Annotated in this window: 17 protein-coding genes; 11 read left to right on the top strand and 6 right to left on the bottom strand. The window is 57.2% G+C overall.

Going from position 1 to position 15,664, the window contains the following annotated elements; all coding sequences use genetic code 11:
• Window positions 1-51 precede the first annotated feature (51 nt).
• Together HMPREF0908_RS06530 and HMPREF0908_RS11035 are read left to right on the top strand one after the other, a co-directional pair.
• Window positions 52-807, top strand: coding sequence for a DeoR/GlpR family DNA-binding transcription regulator (locus HMPREF0908_RS06530; protein WP_006690671.1), 756 nt, complete (start codon window positions 52-54; stop codon window positions 805-807).
• Between the two features lie 1,332 nt (window positions 808-2,139).
• Window positions 2,140-2,532, top strand: a complete 393-nt coding sequence (locus HMPREF0908_RS11035; protein ID WP_169304135.1) for a hypothetical protein — start codon at window positions 2,140-2,142, stop codon at window positions 2,530-2,532.
• A gap of 460 nt (window positions 2,533-2,992) precedes the next feature.
• On the opposite strand, the gene HMPREF0908_RS11285 is transcribed toward HMPREF0908_RS11035, so the two are convergent.
• The gene (locus tag HMPREF0908_RS11285; protein ID WP_071585470.1) at window positions 2,993-3,118 is read right to left on the bottom strand and encodes a secretion protein HlyD; all 126 of its coding nucleotides are present in this window, start codon (window positions 3,116-3,118) and stop codon (window positions 2,993-2,995) included.
• Between the two features lie 61 nt (window positions 3,119-3,179).
• Between HMPREF0908_RS11285 and HMPREF0908_RS06520 the strand changes: the two genes are divergently transcribed.
• From HMPREF0908_RS06520 to HMPREF0908_RS10940, 8 genes are all read left to right on the top strand, one after another.
• A complete protein-coding gene (locus HMPREF0908_RS06520; RefSeq protein WP_006690667.1) occupies window positions 3,180-4,010 on the top strand; it encodes a menaquinone biosynthesis protein in 831 nt (276 codons plus the stop codon).
• A 101-nt stretch (window positions 4,011-4,111) separates the two neighbouring features.
• The gene (locus tag HMPREF0908_RS06515) at window positions 4,112-4,816 is read left to right on the top strand and encodes a 3D domain-containing protein (RefSeq protein WP_156778210.1); all 705 of its coding nucleotides are present in this window, start codon (window positions 4,112-4,114) and stop codon (window positions 4,814-4,816) included.
• Window positions 4,817-4,827: 11 nt separating this feature from the next.
• Window positions 4,828-6,681, top strand: coding sequence for a phosphoethanolamine transferase (locus tag HMPREF0908_RS06510; protein ID WP_006690665.1), 1,854 nt, complete (start codon window positions 4,828-4,830; stop codon window positions 6,679-6,681).
• A 10-nt stretch (window positions 6,682-6,691) separates the two neighbouring features.
• A complete protein-coding gene (locus HMPREF0908_RS06505; RefSeq protein WP_006690664.1) occupies window positions 6,692-7,693 on the top strand; it encodes a pyridoxal-phosphate dependent enzyme in 1,002 nt (333 codons plus the stop codon).
• 5 nt (window positions 7,694-7,698) lie between these two features.
• A complete protein-coding gene (locus tag HMPREF0908_RS06500; protein WP_006690663.1) occupies window positions 7,699-8,613 on the top strand; it encodes a Ppx/GppA phosphatase family protein in 915 nt (304 codons plus the stop codon).
• 18 nt (window positions 8,614-8,631) lie between these two features.
• Window positions 8,632-8,928, top strand: coding sequence for a DUF4258 domain-containing protein (locus HMPREF0908_RS11430; RefSeq protein ID WP_211204791.1), 297 nt, complete (start codon window positions 8,632-8,634; stop codon window positions 8,926-8,928).
• 1 nt (window position 8,929) lies between these two features.
• Window positions 8,930-9,160, top strand: coding sequence for a type II toxin-antitoxin system MqsA family antitoxin (locus HMPREF0908_RS06495; protein ID WP_006690662.1), 231 nt, complete (start codon window positions 8,930-8,932; stop codon window positions 9,158-9,160).
• An 8-nt stretch (window positions 9,161-9,168) separates the two neighbouring features.
• Window positions 9,169-9,627 carry a hypothetical protein gene (locus HMPREF0908_RS10940; protein ID WP_211204790.1) on the top strand — a complete coding sequence of 153 codons (459 nt, stop codon included), beginning with the start codon at window positions 9,169-9,171 and terminating at the stop codon, window positions 9,625-9,627.
• A 270-nt stretch (window positions 9,628-9,897) separates the two neighbouring features.
• Here HMPREF0908_RS10940 and HMPREF0908_RS06490 read toward each other — a convergent pair whose 3' ends face one another.
• The 5 genes from HMPREF0908_RS06490 to HMPREF0908_RS06470 all read right to left on the bottom strand — a co-directional run bounded on the left by HMPREF0908_RS06490 (window position 9,898) and on the right by HMPREF0908_RS06470 (window position 14,527).
• The gene (locus tag HMPREF0908_RS06490) at window positions 9,898-10,593 is read right to left on the bottom strand and encodes a hypothetical protein (protein ID WP_006690661.1); all 696 of its coding nucleotides are present in this window, start codon (window positions 10,591-10,593) and stop codon (window positions 9,898-9,900) included.
• Window positions 10,594-10,632: 39 nt separating this feature from the next.
• Window positions 10,633-10,977, bottom strand: a complete 345-nt coding sequence (locus tag HMPREF0908_RS06485; RefSeq protein WP_040572557.1) for a single-stranded DNA-binding protein — start codon at window positions 10,975-10,977, stop codon at window positions 10,633-10,635.
• Between the two features lie 263 nt (window positions 10,978-11,240).
• Window positions 11,241-12,476, bottom strand: a complete 1,236-nt coding sequence (locus HMPREF0908_RS06480; protein WP_006690659.1) for a PLP-dependent aminotransferase family protein — start codon at window positions 12,474-12,476, stop codon at window positions 11,241-11,243.
• A gap of 406 nt (window positions 12,477-12,882) precedes the next feature.
• The gene (locus HMPREF0908_RS06475) at window positions 12,883-14,142 is read right to left on the bottom strand and encodes an SLC13 family permease (protein WP_006690658.1); all 1,260 of its coding nucleotides are present in this window, start codon (window positions 14,140-14,142) and stop codon (window positions 12,883-12,885) included.
• A gap of 136 nt (window positions 14,143-14,278) precedes the next feature.
• The gene (locus tag HMPREF0908_RS06470) at window positions 14,279-14,527 is read right to left on the bottom strand and encodes a DUF1653 domain-containing protein (RefSeq protein WP_006690657.1); all 249 of its coding nucleotides are present in this window, start codon (window positions 14,525-14,527) and stop codon (window positions 14,279-14,281) included.
• A gap of 235 nt (window positions 14,528-14,762) precedes the next feature.
• Between HMPREF0908_RS06470 and HMPREF0908_RS06465 the strand changes: the two genes are divergently transcribed.
• The gene (locus HMPREF0908_RS06465; RefSeq protein ID WP_006690656.1) at window positions 14,763-15,608 is read left to right on the top strand and encodes an aldo/keto reductase; all 846 of its coding nucleotides are present in this window, start codon (window positions 14,763-14,765) and stop codon (window positions 15,606-15,608) included.
• Window positions 15,609-15,664 lie beyond the last annotated feature (56 nt).

Below are 15,664 nucleotides of genomic sequence, written 5' to 3'. Positions count from 1 at the left end.
TTTCTCACGCGGAAGGAATCGGTATTTTTCATTCCATAGAGGAGGTTTGCTATGCTGGGCGTAGAGCGGCGGCAGCGCGTGATGGAGATGTTGACCCGTGACGGCAGGGTGTATGTGGGAAAACTGGCAGAGGCGTTTCATGTGACGGAAGAGACCGTCCGCCGCGATCTGGAGAAGCTGGAACAAAAGAAACTGCTGCACCGAAGCTATGGCGGTGCGGTCCTTGCGGAGGCGACGAGTGAGGATCTTTCGTTTGTACGGCGCAGCGGGCAGAACCAGGAGAGCAAACTGCGGATTGCCGATGCGGCGCACCCCTTGATCCACGAGGGGGACACCATTATGGTGGACTCCAGCACGACCTGTCAGATGCTGCTGAGCCGCCTCGTGAAGACGCCGAACATCACCGTCATCACCAATTCCGTTCGGCTGATGTACGATTTTCGTTCGAGTGATTTCCGTATGATCTGCACGGGCGGGAACTTTCGCGCGAGTTCCTGCTCCCTGACGGGGCCTGCGGCGACGCGGATGCTGGCGGGCTATCATGCGGACTATACGATCATCAGCTGCAAGGCGCTCGACCTCGCCAAGGGGCTGATGGAGTCCAACGAGAGCGAGAGCGAGGTCAAAGAGGTGATGATGCGGCAGGCGCGCAGCGTGATCCTGCTGGCCGATCACAGCAAATTCGACAAGACGGCACTGGTGCACTTCGGTGACATCAGTGCGCTCTCCTACCTCGCCGCCGACCGTGAGCCGTCGGAGGAGTGGAAAAGATTTCTGGACGAGCACGATGTGAAACTGTTGGTGTGATGGCGGTCCTGCTGTACGGAGCGAAAACTTCGTACAGCAGCACCTTGACCCACCCATCCAACAGCAGAGGAGTATAATGCTCCCGCATGGCTCCTTTATGATGCTGTTGGCGAGAATGAACCGCTTGAGTGAATCATAAGGGATGGGCTAGTGTTCTGGATATTTAAGGGACGAAAGGGACTGCATGAGGATGGGCATAAAAGATTTGCGTAAAGTTTTGCAAAATGAGCAGATTGACACGCACTGCTATTCTCTGGATGAATCAGAACCCATTACGCTTGAGATTGTTTATTGCATTAGATATTCGGCAGACGGCTATGAGGTTTCGATCAACGAACGAGGGCGTTTCGTGGATCGACGGATTTTCCCGACGAGACTTCAGCGTGCTGTGCATTTTTGAATCTTATGGGGAAATATCACCACGAGAGCCTTCGGAAGTATGCGCTCGCATAAAGCACTTTGCAACACGCAGAGTGCTTTTCTTTATACAAAAAGAGGAAGCCCCCCACCAATAGAGGGCGGAGGTTCAACCTCTTCTTAAGAGATGTGGTACACCTTCACTGCTAAAAAGACAAGGGATATCTGCGTGTTGTGGATTTTTCGGAATGAAGAATGGAAGCACGGTGATTGTTCCAATTGTACTGAAGAGATGCTATGGAAAATCTACGTGGAAGAGGCTGTTTGGACAGCATGACGTACTATACTCTTATGGTGCTTAGAGATATGCTCTGCGTACATAAAAAGAGCCCTGCCATGGGTGCAAGCTATCCAACGGCACAAAGCGCCGGGACGATCCGCCCTGCAAGGCTCATTTTTCTCAAGTATACTGACGGCGGCAGATATTGTCAAGGCGTGCGGGCACGTTCTGTTATCATTGGTATATAAATAAAAGAGGACTGCTCGCTGAGTCGCGTCCCGAACAGGTGCGGCTGGGAGGCATCATGCTCCACTCACGAATAGTCCTTTAGCATTCTCAGTATAGCAGACGAGGTAGATTTGGGCAAGGCGAAAAGGGAATATCGGGGGGGGCTATCTGCACGAAGTCACAGCAATCCAAAAAGCTCGAGAGTGCGTTCCAGACCCCCACCAAAGGAGGCGCACCTCAAGCTTCTAGATGCATTATCGCAAAGTATCTTGAGAATGTCAATCGTTGTTCTAAGGCGGTTGACGAGAACGAAGAGCTGCTGGCAGTGTATCATACGATGCAGCGTTTGAGGTGTTCGACCGTACGAATAGATGTCGTGGGATGGGACATTCAGAGGAAGCTATTTTTCCCGAGGGAATATGATTTAGAGGGGGAGAGAAAATGCGTGCCTTACAGATAATCTTCCGTTGAAAATGGATGGAGGCTTTTATGGTTCGTCGAACAGAATGCAGCAAAGGCATGTATCTATATATGAACAAGAAAGCATCCTGTGGGAGCAGTCTGCTAAGAGCGATTCCCTTAGCAAAGGCACGACACAAGATGCTTTATCTGCCGCTATTGTATCAGGTGTGAGGCGGAATGTAAAGACGGAAGTGGATGCTGATGCGTTTACTGTGAAAAAATCTCCCCTCGCCGCTGCGCCACGTCCGAAGACAGGCGTTAGTGCGGCCGAGGGGAGACTTCCCAAAGGCGTTTCCCCGCAACGTATCCGGGTTATGAGCCCGGGCGAAGAGAGTCAAACGCCTTCTGTGAAGCCGATTCCCCCACAAGTCCTGATCGATAAACAGGGGGAGGAATAAGCCTCTTTTGTTAGCCATATTGTAGCATGGTGACGGCATGAAGTCAACGCAGTCACATTTGCGGCTGAAGCCGTGTGAGTTGCAAGAAACCCCACGGTGCGTCAGGTGTGTATTGCAGAACACTTTCCGAATGACTGTATCTTTTCAAGACGGCATTTTTGATCATGAGTTTGGTGATCTCAAGATCGTGTAGATCGGAACGATCTTGAGATTTGCAGAAAGAGGAAACGCCGCGTCCATGCTTACAGGTCACCCCCGCCGGACAGCAAATGCCGCCGACAGCCTGACGCCTTCGGTCGTTCTCCTCTTTCACTTTTATGATATAGGAAAAGTTTGGCAGTGTCAATCAGGAGGCAAGCACCTTATCAGTGTTTCCCTAGAGACGACCAAACCAATGGGAAAGATATATTTTCAACATACTGTATTTTTTTGCGCATTGGGATTATAATAGAGGTGTAACTTAAGGAAGCACTGATAAATTCGGCACGACCATCTTGACGCATCTTTTTCGCCCGCTTTTCGTTAGCAAATCCTCCACATAGCTTTTGCTATGCGTCCGGTTTGCTGGCTCAATCGGACAAAAAATCTACGCCAATCCGGCAACCTCATTTTATCAGTGATTCCTTCGATTCAGAGGAGGGCTGAGCATGGTGCCGCGCGTGGGTCATATTGCGTTTCTCAATGTGCTGCCGCTGACGTATGCGCTTGCGCATGGAGCGGCGGAGGGGCTGGATATCCTGCGTGCGGTGCCTGCACAGCTGAACGACCGTCTTGAGGCGAAGCATCTCGATGTGTCGGGGGTCTCGTCGATTACATACGCGCATCATGCCGATGATTTGCTCATTCTGCCCGATGTGTGCATCGCCTCGGACGGCGATGTGCGGAGCGTGCTTCTCGTCAGTCGTGTGCCGGCGGAGGAGATCGGGGCGCAGCGCGTCGTGCTCTCGGACAAGTCCGCCTCGTCCCATGTGCTGCTGAAAATCATTCTGCATCGCCTCTATGATGCTGCGCCGATGTATGAGGTGCGGCCGCTCACGCCCGACGATCCCGTGCCGGATGGTGCGGCAGCGTCGATGTTTATCGGTGATGATGCCCTGGAGCTCTATCATCATGCGCCGCGGGGAATCTATATCTACGATCTCGCGCGCGAGTGGAAGCGTCTGACGGGGCTGCGCATGGTGTTTGGGATCTGGGCGGCGGCGCGTTCGTTCGCGGCGACACACCCCGCGGCACTTCACATGGTACATGAACGCATCGCAGGGGCGTTCCGAGACTGGGAGCGCGTAAAGGACGCGGCGATCGGCGAGGTGCTCGCGGACGGGCGCTTTACGCGCACAGAGCTGACGGAGTATCTCGGACATGCCGTGGTCTGGCAGCTGGACGCAGAGACGCTTGAGGGGCTGCGCTGCTTCTATCGGTACGCGGCGGAGGACGGGTTCATCAGGCGCGCCCCTGCCATTGAGATGGCTTCGGTTTGACGGATTTCCTTCTTTATAGTAAAATATTCTTATTGAAAGAAGTGGATGTGCTGTATAGACATAAGGGAATGGATACAGCCAAGAAGGACGAAGGGAGCATTATGATGACGCGGATACGAAAACTCCTTTTTGCAGTGAAACATATCTTCGGGCATGGACGTCATATTTCGCGGCGGACGCTGCGCCGCAGTCTCGCCGCAGGAACGGCACTGGCGGTCTGCGCGCCGCTGATGGTGCAGATGCCCGCCGAGGCAGCGCATATCCTCGTCAAGGAGGGGATGCGCGGCGGCGCGGTCAGGCATGTGCAGGAGCTGCTGATTCAGAGCGGCTACCTTGCGGGGGCGGCGGACGGCATCGCAGGCCCGCTGACACGTGAGGCGATCGAACGCTGCCAGGCGGATCATCAGCTCGTCGTAGACGGGATCTGCGGTGAGGCAACCTATCATGTACTCTCGGGCGGTGCAGACTATGACCCCGCGGCGCTCGGCATCGTTGATGAACGTGCACCGCAGGTGAGCCGCGGGGGCGGCCGTTCGGTCTATGTGTCGGCCACGGCATACAGTGCATACGATCCCGGAAACAGCAGCCGTACGGCGACGGGAACTCTCGTGCGCCATGGCGTGATCGCTGTTGACCCGTCGGTCATTCCGCTCGGGACGCATGTCTTCATCCCGGGCTATGGTGAGGCTGTGGCAGAGGACGTTGGCTATGCGATCAACGGGTATCGCATCGATGTGGCTTTCGATACACATGCCGAGGCGCTGTCCTTTGGCCGGCAGGATCTTGAGATCTTTATCATGGAGTAGAGAATTCGTTCATGAAGCTAAGTGTGGAGCGGAGCAATGAGTGGATCCGCTATGCAATGGCGGCAGGTGCCTATTTCCTGGCACTGATTGCCGCCTATATCGATATGGGACAGGACATGGGCGCGGAGTATTTTCTTCCCGCGATCATTCCTGTCCTTGTTGTCCTTATGCTGCTGCAGTATGGGCTGGGTGTGTCCCTGTTCTCGCGCGGGATGCTTGGGGCAATGGTGCCGGGGCTGCTCTGGTGTCTGACGTTCCCGCTGCTCTATGTGTGGACCTATCATCAGGACTGGTACAAGTCGCTGATCTACTATGATTTTCTGATCGGGACGTCGCTGATGATCGCGCTCGCCGCGCTCGGCGGCGCGTTCCTGCGGCTCGGGCATCGGCGCGTGACGGCGGCGCTGCTCGCCGTGCTCGGCTTTCTCATGGCACTTATCCCCCTGACGCAGATCGCTTACTATCTGACGGTCTGGCACGCGCTCAGCCCCGCCTCACTGATGGCGATCTATCTGACAAACTGGCACGAGGCGGGGGACTATATCGAGTCGACGGTGGGGACAGTGCCCGCGCTCGGCGTGGTACTGCTGCTCCTCCTCTTCACCTATCTCCTCTACCGCAGCCACCTTGTGCTCGCACGCCGCATCTATCCGAGTGCGGAGGGCTCGCGTATGGGGGCACTCGTCGCGGCCATGGTGGCCGCGGCAGGGGTTCTCTTCGTCCTCATTCCGCAGTGCTCGATTGCAGGCCTATACGAAGACGTGACATCGTATGTCGAAGAAACGCAGTCGTATGGACTGAATCAGGGCGAACGCTATGAGTCGCTCATCATCGATCTGGAGAATACGCTTGCTGCGCGCGCTCCGGGGACGGTGATCTTTGTCATCGGCGAATCGGCATCGCGTGACTATATGCATGCCTATACGCCGGGCTTCCCGTATGAGAATACGCCGTGGCTGGAGAGCATGACGGGGCGGGACGGGTTCCTGGTCTATCAGAATGTCTACTCGGCATGGACGCAGACCGTTCCCGTGCTGGAGCGTGCGCTGACGGAGAAGAGTCAGTACAATGACAAGGAGTTCTATGAGTCGGCATCGATTCTCGATGTGGCAAAGAAAATCGGCTACAAGACCTACTGGTTCAGCAATCAGGGGCGCTATGGGCAGTTTGACAGTGCGATTACGATGGTCGCAAAGACGGCCGATGAGGCAGAGTGGACAGATGACTCTTACAATTTTACAACGAAGTATGACGAGAGCCTCCTCCCGTATCTGACGCGTATTGACCCAAAAGCGAATAATTTCGTTGTGCTGCATCTGATGGGCAGCCATATCTACTACAACAACCGCTATCCCGACACATGGGCGAAGTTCACGTCGGCACCGGGAGACTCGGCGGCGACGAGTGCGCCGTCCTATGCGAACAGCATTCTCTATACCGATCATATTCTTTCGGAGATCTTTGCCTATGCGGAAAAGAATCTGAATCTGCGCGCGATGATCTATTTCTCCGATCACGGGGAGGATCTGCAGATCTCGCATAACCCCGACGTGTTCAAGTTCGACATGGTGCACATTCCGATGTTCATCTACCTCTCACCGGAGTACCGCGCTGCGATGCCGCGCCGTACGGCGACATTGGCCGCACGGCAGGACGCGTACTTCACCAACGATATGATGTACGATACGGTCTGCGGGCTCCTCGGCGCACCGAACAACCGCTATGATCCACGGCAGGATTTCTCGGCAGCCACGTATGGATTTACGCGCGAGACGCTGACAACAATGCTCGGGACGCACGCGCTGACCGAGGATGTTGACCCGCCGATATATGCAGCGGGCGCCCCTGCCGCGGAGAAGAAATAGGAGGATCACAATGCACTTTTTCTGTGAGCAATGCAAAAAGGAGTATCCCGTTGCAACGCATGCCTTTCAGTGTGAGTGCGGCGGTCTGTTTCGCCTGTACCAGAGCGCGATGGACGCAGAGGATGTCCATGCGGGGGTAACGCTCGGTGAACTGCCGACACCGCTCCTGCCGCGCATGATCGACGGTCAGCGGTTTTACTTCAAGATGGAGGATCGCCAGCCCACCGGATCATTCAAGGATCGCGGCGCAAAGCGTCTCATCGGGGAGCTGGCGCATATTGGCATTGAGCATGTGGTCGTCGACTCGGCAGGCAACGCCGGGGCGGCGGTTGCGGCGTACGCAGCGGCGGCGGGCATTGCGTGCCGTGTCTATGTCCCCGATGATGTCTCCGCAGAGCGGGTCAAGCAGATTACCGCATACAGCGCAGACATTGTACGCGTGCCGAATGGACGTGCGCAGACCATGGAGATGGCACAGGAGGAGCTTGGTGATGCCTACTATGCCTCTCATATCTACAACCCCCTCTTCATCGACGGGGTGAAGAGCATGGCGTATGAGATCTATCAGCAGCTCGGCGATGCGGTGCCCGACTACATCTTTGTCCCCATCGGCAACGGGACAATGCTTCTCGGGCTCTATCAGGGGTTCGAGGAGATCGGCCGCCTGCCGCATTTTATCGGTGTGCAGAGCACGAAGTGTGCGCCTGTTGTGGAGGCGCTCCACCATCTGCCGCATACACCGTATCGGCACACGATCGCGGAGACGATCCGCGTGGAGGCGCCGCCGCGCATGGAGGAGATTCTCTGGGTCCTGCGAAGCAGTCAGGGTGATGCCGTTGCGGTCGAGGACGGTGCGATCCTCACGGCGTCAAAGGCTCTCGGGCAGCGCGGCATCTATGCAGAGCTGACGGCGGCGGCGGCACTGGCGGGGGCGCAGACGTTCTTTGCGAATGGGATGCCCGACAACTATCGTGTTGTTGTTCCTGTGCCCGGCAGCGGACTGAAGAGGTAGTTCTGATGCTGCATGCAGTCATCGACATCGGCTCGAACACCATCCGTATGGCGGTCTATCAGATCGCGGACGGCGGGTTTGAGATGCTCATGAAGCGAAAGCATACGGTTGGGTTGGCGGGCTGCCTTGAGGATGGCCGTCTCACGCGTGACGGAGTCGAGACGCTGGTGAAGATCCTCGGCGGATTCGTGGATCTCATCGATGCACTTGGGATTGCGCGCGTCCATGCCTTCGCGACGGCAGCGCTGCGCAGGGCGGCCAACCGCAGTGCGGTGCTCGCGGAGATCGAGCGGCGCACAGGTGTCCGCGTCCGTGTAATCTCTGGGACAGAGGAGGCGGCGTATGCCTTTCGCGGGGCGGCGGCGAGCATCCCCCATGCGGACGGCATCATGGCGGATATCGGCGGCGGCAGTACGGAGATCGTCTCCTTCACGGGGCGCGCGATGCAGGAGCGGTGGAGTCTGCCGCTCGGCTCACTTGCCCTGCGGCACACCCATGTGACGGGACTCTTTCCAACGCCGGCCGAGTGTGCGGCGATCGAGGCGGATGTGCGTGATATCCTCGCGGAGACGCCCGCCGTGTGTGCCCTGCGTGCGCCGCATCTTGTGGGGCTCGGCGGCGTGCTCGGCAGTGCGGCTCGTCTCCATGCTCTCCTTGCTCCCACGGAACCGCCGCGCAGGATCACCGCGGCAGAACTCCCGCCGATGATTGCGATGCTTGGCAGCGGCCGCCCGCTGGCGGAGCGCGACACCGCTCTACTGCTGCGTGCCGCCCCCGACCGTCTCCACAACATCGTCCCCGGCATGATTATCGCCCGTGTCCTCGCTGACACCTTCGCTGCTGAAGATATCACGTACAGTGACGGCGGTGTGCGCGAGGGCTATATCCGCACAGAGATTCTCGGGGGCAGCGGTGTATGATCGATATAGAGTGCTTGCGTGGCTATTACGCGATGGATCGGGTTTTCATCACGGCACACACGGTATAGAACGCTTTCGACAACGTGGGATTCGCGCGCGAGATGTCGGCATGCTGTCCATGGTGGGCAGATTATCGAGCAGTATCCGGATGACTATCCGTATCCAAGTTGCCTGATCTGTGGAATGACTGTACAGGGACGAGTGATTCATGTAGTCATGAGCGATGAGGGAACGATGAGCCGTATCATTACCGTATATTTTCCTGATGTAGATAAATGGAACAGCGATTTTACGGTCAGAAAGGAGCGAAACTGACATGAATTGCTTGGTCTGTAAGGATGGGACGATGAAAGAGGGGCGGGGAACGTATTTTGCAGCGCTCGCCCATTGCTATGTGATCATCGAGCATGTTCCCTGCTATATCTGTGAACAGTGCGGAGAAATCGTGTACACTGCTTCTGTTCTGGAGAAAATCGATCAGATTTTGGAGCAGGTCGAAAAGATTGCGAGTAAAATCTTTATCATGGATTATCGGGATGCGGCATAGTGGATTCTTTGAGACCATACATTCCGTGCCAGCATACGCCGATGGCAGGGGAGATCCGTGCGGTATCGGCAGCGGCACATCAGATAAAGAATTGTTCCACAAAAAAAGACGCCTGTGTGGGCGTCTTTTTTGATTTCGGCTGCTCCGGCAGAGGCAGGGGGCTCCCCATTGTGCCGCACTCCCGCAGGAGGCGGCGAAAGCGTACATATATTCAGGGGGCGAAAGCGTGTTTTGGTGTTGGGGAAAGTGCGTGCGGACGGGGCGTTGACGCAGCGTGTGTCTGCGGCAGGGTGCTGTACGGCGCAGTCTGCATCCGTACCCTGTGCGTTCAGGGACGCCGTTGGGTGTTTCGGCCATTGGGTTTTACACGGCGAAGTGTGGTGGCGGTCTCTCCCGCCGGCCCCTCGTTCATCCGCCCTACGGCATGGTCCGCCGATGCCAAGGCGCGGCGCGGGGGTGGTATTTGAATTCTCCTCACAGGGAGTGTCTATACCATGTTTTGGGCTCTGTGTGCGGACACACACAGAGGGGGCGTGCAGCCTCTTCGTTCATCTGCACCTGAACCGGGAGTGTAACCCCTGCCCCTGCCGGAGCAGCCGTTATCTTGGTGCATCTTTTCCGTTTTCGCCCCCACCACCGCTGATGCGGTCCCCCTCCCCCGCTCGCGCAGGGGAGGCTGAAATGACGGGATATTCGCTTCCCCCGTCGCTGCGGGGGAAGTGGCGCCCTTGTTTTCTCTACTTCCCTTCCAGTGCCTCGATGATCTCCGTGAGGGAGGTGCCATCGTAGCCGAAGATGCGTTCAATGAGGCGGCGTTCGGCGCTGTCTTCGCCGAGCGTAGGCATCGTGATCGGGAGCTGCAGCGTGTAGTCAACCTGCACATTGAGGAGCGCCTCGTCAAGTGCACGGGACGTATCCGCTGCCGTTTTTGAAAGTGCCTCCTGCATGCGGCGCACGGCATTCCGATCGTAGTCGATCGTCTTTACTACCTCGATGTCGTAGCAGTAGGGGGTCTGGTTGCCGTCCTTGTTAAAGACGTAGCCCTTCCCGGCGCCGCGTTTCATCCTGCTCGTGGAACGCTGCTCGGATAGGCGCGCGAGCGTCTTGAGGAAGCGGCGGCGTGCCTTGTTCTCCTCGGCGGCGGTGTCGAAGTTCAGCGCCATTGTCGCCTTTGCCTGTGTAATGGCGCGCCCAAGCCGTTCCTTTTCCTCCATGAGGGCGTGCCATGCGCGCAGCACGGTCATGGGATCGTACGCCATGTAGAACTTCTCGCTGCAGTCCACATCCTCGTCCGCCTGCTCGGGGACGACCTTGCTGCGGAGATGCTTCTCCGTCACCGTCATGACGTTGTCCGTATCGTCCAGATATGAGGCAGCCTCCTCCAGCAGGCGACTGAGGATTTTCTGCATCTGGAATGCTTCCTTGAGATTCATGCGTTCCTCCGTTCTCTCTCCTATTCTGTGCGTGTTCCTTTACACGCGCACGTACTGCATGATGTTCGAGCTGTCCTTGCCGAGTGCCTTGGCCGCAGTGACCTTGCCGCCGTCGACCATGTCGTAGAACGCTCTGCCGAGGGTCAGTTTGGTTCCGCGCGGCATTGTCCAGTCTGTGCCGAAGAGGGCCTTTAGACTGAACTTTGTCCCCGGCGTCAGTGCCTCGACACGGCGCAGCGTGTCGGCGTATGTCGCCGCAAACGCATCCTCCGTGCCGAGAAGCAGCGCGCGGATGTGTGCGAGGACGGGAATGCCCTGCTTCTCCGCTGCCTCTGCGATATGGGCGTACTCATCGTCGTTCAGTAAGAGCTGGATATTCTTCATGATAACACTCCTCATATATTCTTGCTTGATGAAGTAGATTTAGTTGTCTGTGAACATATTTAGATTATATATGTTCTGATTTATAATGTCAAGTAGAAAAAGAAAAATACTTTTCAGAAGTTGAAAGAAAAGTAATATTATTTTATACTGTAGAAGCAATATTCTTTTGATGGGAGAGAAAGGGGAAAGGCATAGCACATACGAAAACGCGCCCCTCCGTCCATGCACCGAGGGGCGCGTTTTCGTATGGTGTGGGTCGCGGGTCAGTTCTCAGAATCCCCCATCCACTCGTCGTCGAAGAGGGGGGCATCCTTGACGAGGGCAACGATTTCCTTGCGCGTTGCCTCGATCTGTTCGGAGGTGAGAACCGTGGTGAGCGGCTTTGCAAGCAGAGAGCCGATGTAGGCGATATCTTCCTCGAGCAGGCCGCGTGTTGTCGGATTCGAGGTCGAGAGGCGCAGGGCGTGCAGGAAGAGCCCGGAGTTCATGGTGGGGACGGTGTCGAGCTTGACACGCATGCCCATCTGAGAGATTGCTTTCACTGCTGCATTGATGTCGATGCCGGCGGCAGCGGAGGCAAGGACAAGGTGGGTATCCGTGCCGCCGCAGAGGACGGACGCACCGTGGTCGGCGAGGGTGCGCGCGAGCACCTGAGCGTTCTGCACGACCTGTGCAGCGTAGCTGGCGTAGCGCTCACTGCCCGCCTCGCGCAGGACGACGCCGAGTGCGGCAAGGTGGTTCATGTGCAGCGCTTCATGCCCCGTGTTGATGACGGCGGCATCCATACGTGCGGCGAGGTCTGTCTTCGTAAGGACGATGGCGCCGTCGGGGCCGCGCAGGGAGTCGCGCGTGGAGAAGGTGACGACATCGGCGAGCGGGACGGGGGAAGGGACGAGCTTTGACGCGACCAGCCCGACGCTCTGGCTGATGTCGACCCAGAGGTACGCATCGACGGTCTGTGCGATCTCATAAAGAATCTGATAGTCGATTGTCCGCGGGAAGCTGACCGGGGAGAAGATGATGAGGCGCGGCTTTACGCGCTCTGCCTGTTCCCGTACGGCACCCCAGTCGATCTCCTGCGTGCCCGGCTCGATGCCGTAGTTTTCAAACCGGTAGGAGAGCCCTGCGACGTGATCCTTTTTGCGCAGATTGAGCGAGAGCACCATGTCGCCCTCTGCAAGCAGTGCCTGAAAGACGACGCGCGAGGCGGCGACGATGTTGCCGAGACGGACGATGGCATGGTCGCTGTGAAAGAGCTGCTTCGCACGTTCCCGTACGATCGCGTCGAGATGGAGACCGCCGGTCGGTGTCTCGTCGCTGCGGTCAAAGAAGCTGTTGGTCAGAATACTGCCCTCAAGGTACTTCGCGAACGGCGACATGGCGTTCATGTTCGGCATCAGCGAGAGTGTGTAGCGCTGACGCTGGCGCTCTTCCTCCAAAAGGTTGTAGATCTCGGGGTCAAAGGTTTCGAGATGGTGGGCGACTTCTTCGCGTTTCATGGGCAATTCTCCTTAAAAATCGACAACGAAAGAACACGGTCGGCACTTTGCTTTGCTCACAGTATACCACAATATTTTCGTCTGGTCATCCATTTTTGACGTTTCTGAATATTATAGGAAGAAAGCAGCGCTGTTCATGTTTCCCTACGGATAAGTTTGAGGCACTCTATCGGCTGGCAGGCACGATTTTTGGCAAGGAGACGGACGGTTTTATCAAGTATTTCCAGGGAAAACTGGACTATGTTCGGGAACACCTTGCGGGAGTGCAGCGCAAGACTGTCTATTACGAGTATAAAAAATCGGGCTGGACGCGATCTGACCCCCAAAAGTTAGACTTGAGGAATCTAACTTTTGGGGGTCACTATAATATCTTGTGCTGCAGCTTTTTCTATGCAATTTTGGCGTGTCAGAACGGCCAGACGAGGGGGATGATGAGGACGCAGACGATGAGGGAGAGGAGGACGAGCGGGAGGCCGATTTTAACGTAGTCCATGAAGCGGAACTGTCCTGCAGCAAGGACGAGCGTGTTCGGCGGGGTCGCGACCGGTGTGGTGAACGCGCAGGAGGCGGCGATGCCGATGGCCATAACGATTGGGTACGGCTCCGCGCCGATGGTCTGCGCGATGGAGATGGCGATGGGGGCGAGGAGTGCCGCCGCCGCCGTGTTGGACATGAACTGGGTCAGCCCGCACGAGAGGATGAACATCGCCGTGATGATGAGCATCGGCGAGGGGGCATCGCCCATGAGCCCGACGACAACATTCGCGATGAGCTGCCCCGCACCGCTGCTCTCCATGGCATTGGCGAGCGGGAGCATCCCTGCAAAGAGGAAGATCGTTGTCCAGTCGATGCCGCGATACGCTTGCTTTTCTGTCAGGCAGCCCGTCAGGACACAGGCGAGTGCGCCGATGATGGCGATGGTCTCCATGGCGACGCCGATGCTCTTTTCGAGCACCATGGCGAGGACGACGGCGATGAGGATGACGGCGCAGATGACCATTTTGCGCGGATCGCTTTTCTCCGCCTCCGACTCCTCGGAGGCACTCTCCAGTGCGAGGTGACGCGGACAGAGATGGCGGCCGATCGTGAGCATGTAGATCATGCCCATAAGGGAGAGCGGGATGCCGATCCATGCGAATTCAAAGAAGCCAAAGGGGCGCAGATGCGCCGTCTCAAGGGTCGCACTCATGAGGATGTTCGGCGGTGTGCCGATCATCGTGATCGTGCCGCCGACATTCGCGGCGATGGCGAGCGCCATAAGCTGGGGCGAGACGGGGATCTGTGCCGTGCGGCAGATCTGGATGACGACGGGCATCAGACACGCAACGGTCGCCGTGTTCGAGGAGACCGACGAGAGGATGATTGTGATGAGCATGAGGGCGGCCATCAGCGCGCGCTCGTTTGTGCCTGAGCGCCTGACGACGGCGATGCCGATCTGCTGTGCGAGTCCCGTCTGGAACATCGCTGCGCCGATGATGAACATGCCCGCAAAGAGGACGACGGTGGGGTTCGACAGCCCGGCAAAGACTTGTGTCGGCGTCAGCACACCGAGGAGCCCGAGGACGATTGCCGCACTCATCGCTGTGACGGCGAGCGGAATGACCTCGGTCGCAAAGAGCACCGCCGCAGCGGCGAGGACGATGAGCGTCAGTGTTGCCTGATCCATAGATTTTTCTCCATTCTCAATCAGTTCAGTTCTTCCTTGGCATGATTCCTGTCATGCTCGTATCTGTATGATTTGGTGTAATTCGCGATAAAGTGGCGCATACCTGCTGTCGGGCGCGGGTAAAATACACACGGCGTTATGTATCGTGCGCCGTATTGATTCGCTCAAACCGATACCTCTGTGCGGCACCGGGGTATTTCATGCGGTCCACCTCGCTCAGGAACATCGCGAGTGGGCGCGCGTAGATGCCGTATGTCCCGTAGAGTGCCTGATAGATGACGAGCATTTCGCCCGTTTCCGTGTGCTCAGCCACAGTCTCAATGCGGTAGAGCTTCCCTTTGAAGTGGCGCCAGATCTCGCCGTGTTTTGGTGGTTCGCGCGTCATGCTGCTCCTCCCCCGCTGGCTATATTATGGGATGCTTCCTGCACGATTATAGAGATTTATTGAACCGTTGTCAAAAGTCCTTTTCTTACGCATCTTTGAAAAAGAAAATCGTGCAAAGGGTTTCACCATGCAAAATATCCGTGTAGAATTGTAAATGAAAGAATACCAAGATAATGGTATTTGCCTAAAGGTCATGTATTCTACAAATAGGTAAGGAGCGTGATGATATGAAAACATGGTCACGCTGTCACGCGGGGCATCTGTCCCCGCGCTCGGGCAGGGAACGTGGTACCTCGGGGACGCGGCTGCGATCTATGAGCGCGAGGTGGAGGCGCTGCGCGCAGGGATCGAGGCGGGGATGACCCTTCTTGACACGGCAGAGAACTATGGCGACGGGCGCTCCGAGCGGCTCGTGGGCGAGGCGATCCGCCCGTATGACCGCAGCAGCATCTTCCTCGTGTTGAAGGTCATGCCGTCGAACGCATACGGCACGCGGCTCATGCAGTCGCTCGACCGCAGCCTCTCTCATCTCGGGACGGACTACCTCGACCTCTATCTCTATCATTGGCGCGGGGAACGGCCGCTTGCGGAGATGGTCACGGCGATGGAGGAGGCACGTGCCGCAGGCAAGATCCGCGCGTGGGGAGTGTCGAACCTCGACACGGCGGACATGGAGGAACTGTGGGCGGTGGATGGCGGCAGGAACTGCGCGGTGAATCAGGTGCTCTACCACATGGGCTCACGCGCATTGACTACAGTCTTCTGCCGTGGATGCGGGAGCACAATGTTGCTCTCATGGCATACTGCCCCCCTCGCACAGGCGGGACAGCTCTCCTGCGATCTTCTTGGGAACGGCGTGCTCAGAGAGGTCGCCGCACGGCACGGAGCGACTCCGGCACAGATCGCACTTGCATGGGCAATCCGCGACGGCAACACAATCGTCATTCCGCGCACGGGCTGCAAGGAGCATGCTGTCAGCAACGCGGGCGCGGATGCGTTTGATCTCACGGCGGAGGACTGTGCGAAGATTGACCGTGCATTCCCGCCGCCGATGCGGAAAGAATCGCTGCATATTGAGTAGAGGAATGTAAACTGCATAGCCAAGGGGCTGCTGAACGAAGTTGGAAGACTTCGTTC

Origin of the sequence: Centipeda flueggei ATCC 43531, assembly GCF_000160695.1 — a bacterium.
GTDB classification, from domain to species: domain Bacteria; phylum Bacillota; class Negativicutes; order Selenomonadales; family Selenomonadaceae; genus Centipeda; species Centipeda flueggei.
This window is presented reverse-complemented; position numbering and strand designations above follow the sequence as displayed.

Coding starts and splice junctions, on each gene's coding strand:
- HMPREF0908_RS06530 (WP_006690671.1), top strand. CDS start 52: ATGCTGGGCGTAGAGCGGCGGCAGCGCGTGATGGAGATGTTGACCCGT.
- HMPREF0908_RS06520 (WP_006690667.1), top strand. CDS start 3,180: ATGGTGCCGCGCGTGGGTCATATTGCGTTTCTCAATGTGCTGCCGCTG.
- HMPREF0908_RS06515 (WP_156778210.1), top strand. CDS start 4,112: ATGATGACGCGGATACGAAAACTCCTTTTTGCAGTGAAACATATCTTC.
- HMPREF0908_RS06510 (WP_006690665.1), top strand. CDS start 4,828: ATGAAGCTAAGTGTGGAGCGGAGCAATGAGTGGATCCGCTATGCAATG.
- HMPREF0908_RS06505 (WP_006690664.1), top strand. CDS start 6,692: ATGCACTTTTTCTGTGAGCAATGCAAAAAGGAGTATCCCGTTGCAACG.
- HMPREF0908_RS06500 (WP_006690663.1), top strand. CDS start 7,699: ATGCTGCATGCAGTCATCGACATCGGCTCGAACACCATCCGTATGGCG.
- HMPREF0908_RS06495 (WP_006690662.1), top strand. CDS start 8,930: ATGAATTGCTTGGTCTGTAAGGATGGGACGATGAAAGAGGGGCGGGGA.
- HMPREF0908_RS06490 (WP_006690661.1), bottom strand. CDS start 10,593: ATGAATCTCAAGGAAGCATTCCAGATGCAGAAAATCCTCAGTCGCCTG.
- HMPREF0908_RS06485 (WP_040572557.1), bottom strand. CDS start 10,977: ATGAAGAATATCCAGCTCTTACTGAACGACGATGAGTACGCCCATATC.
- HMPREF0908_RS06480 (WP_006690659.1), bottom strand. CDS start 12,476: ATGAAACGCGAAGAAGTCGCCCACCATCTCGAAACCTTTGACCCCGAG.
- HMPREF0908_RS06475 (WP_006690658.1), bottom strand. CDS start 14,142: ATGGATCAGGCAACACTGACGCTCATCGTCCTCGCCGCTGCGGCGGTG.
- HMPREF0908_RS06470 (WP_006690657.1), bottom strand. CDS start 14,527: ATGACGCGCGAACCACCAAAACACGGCGAGATCTGGCGCCACTTCAAA.
- HMPREF0908_RS06465 (WP_006690656.1), top strand. CDS start 14,763: ATGGTCACGCTGTCACGCGGGGCATCTGTCCCCGCGCTCGGGCAGGGA.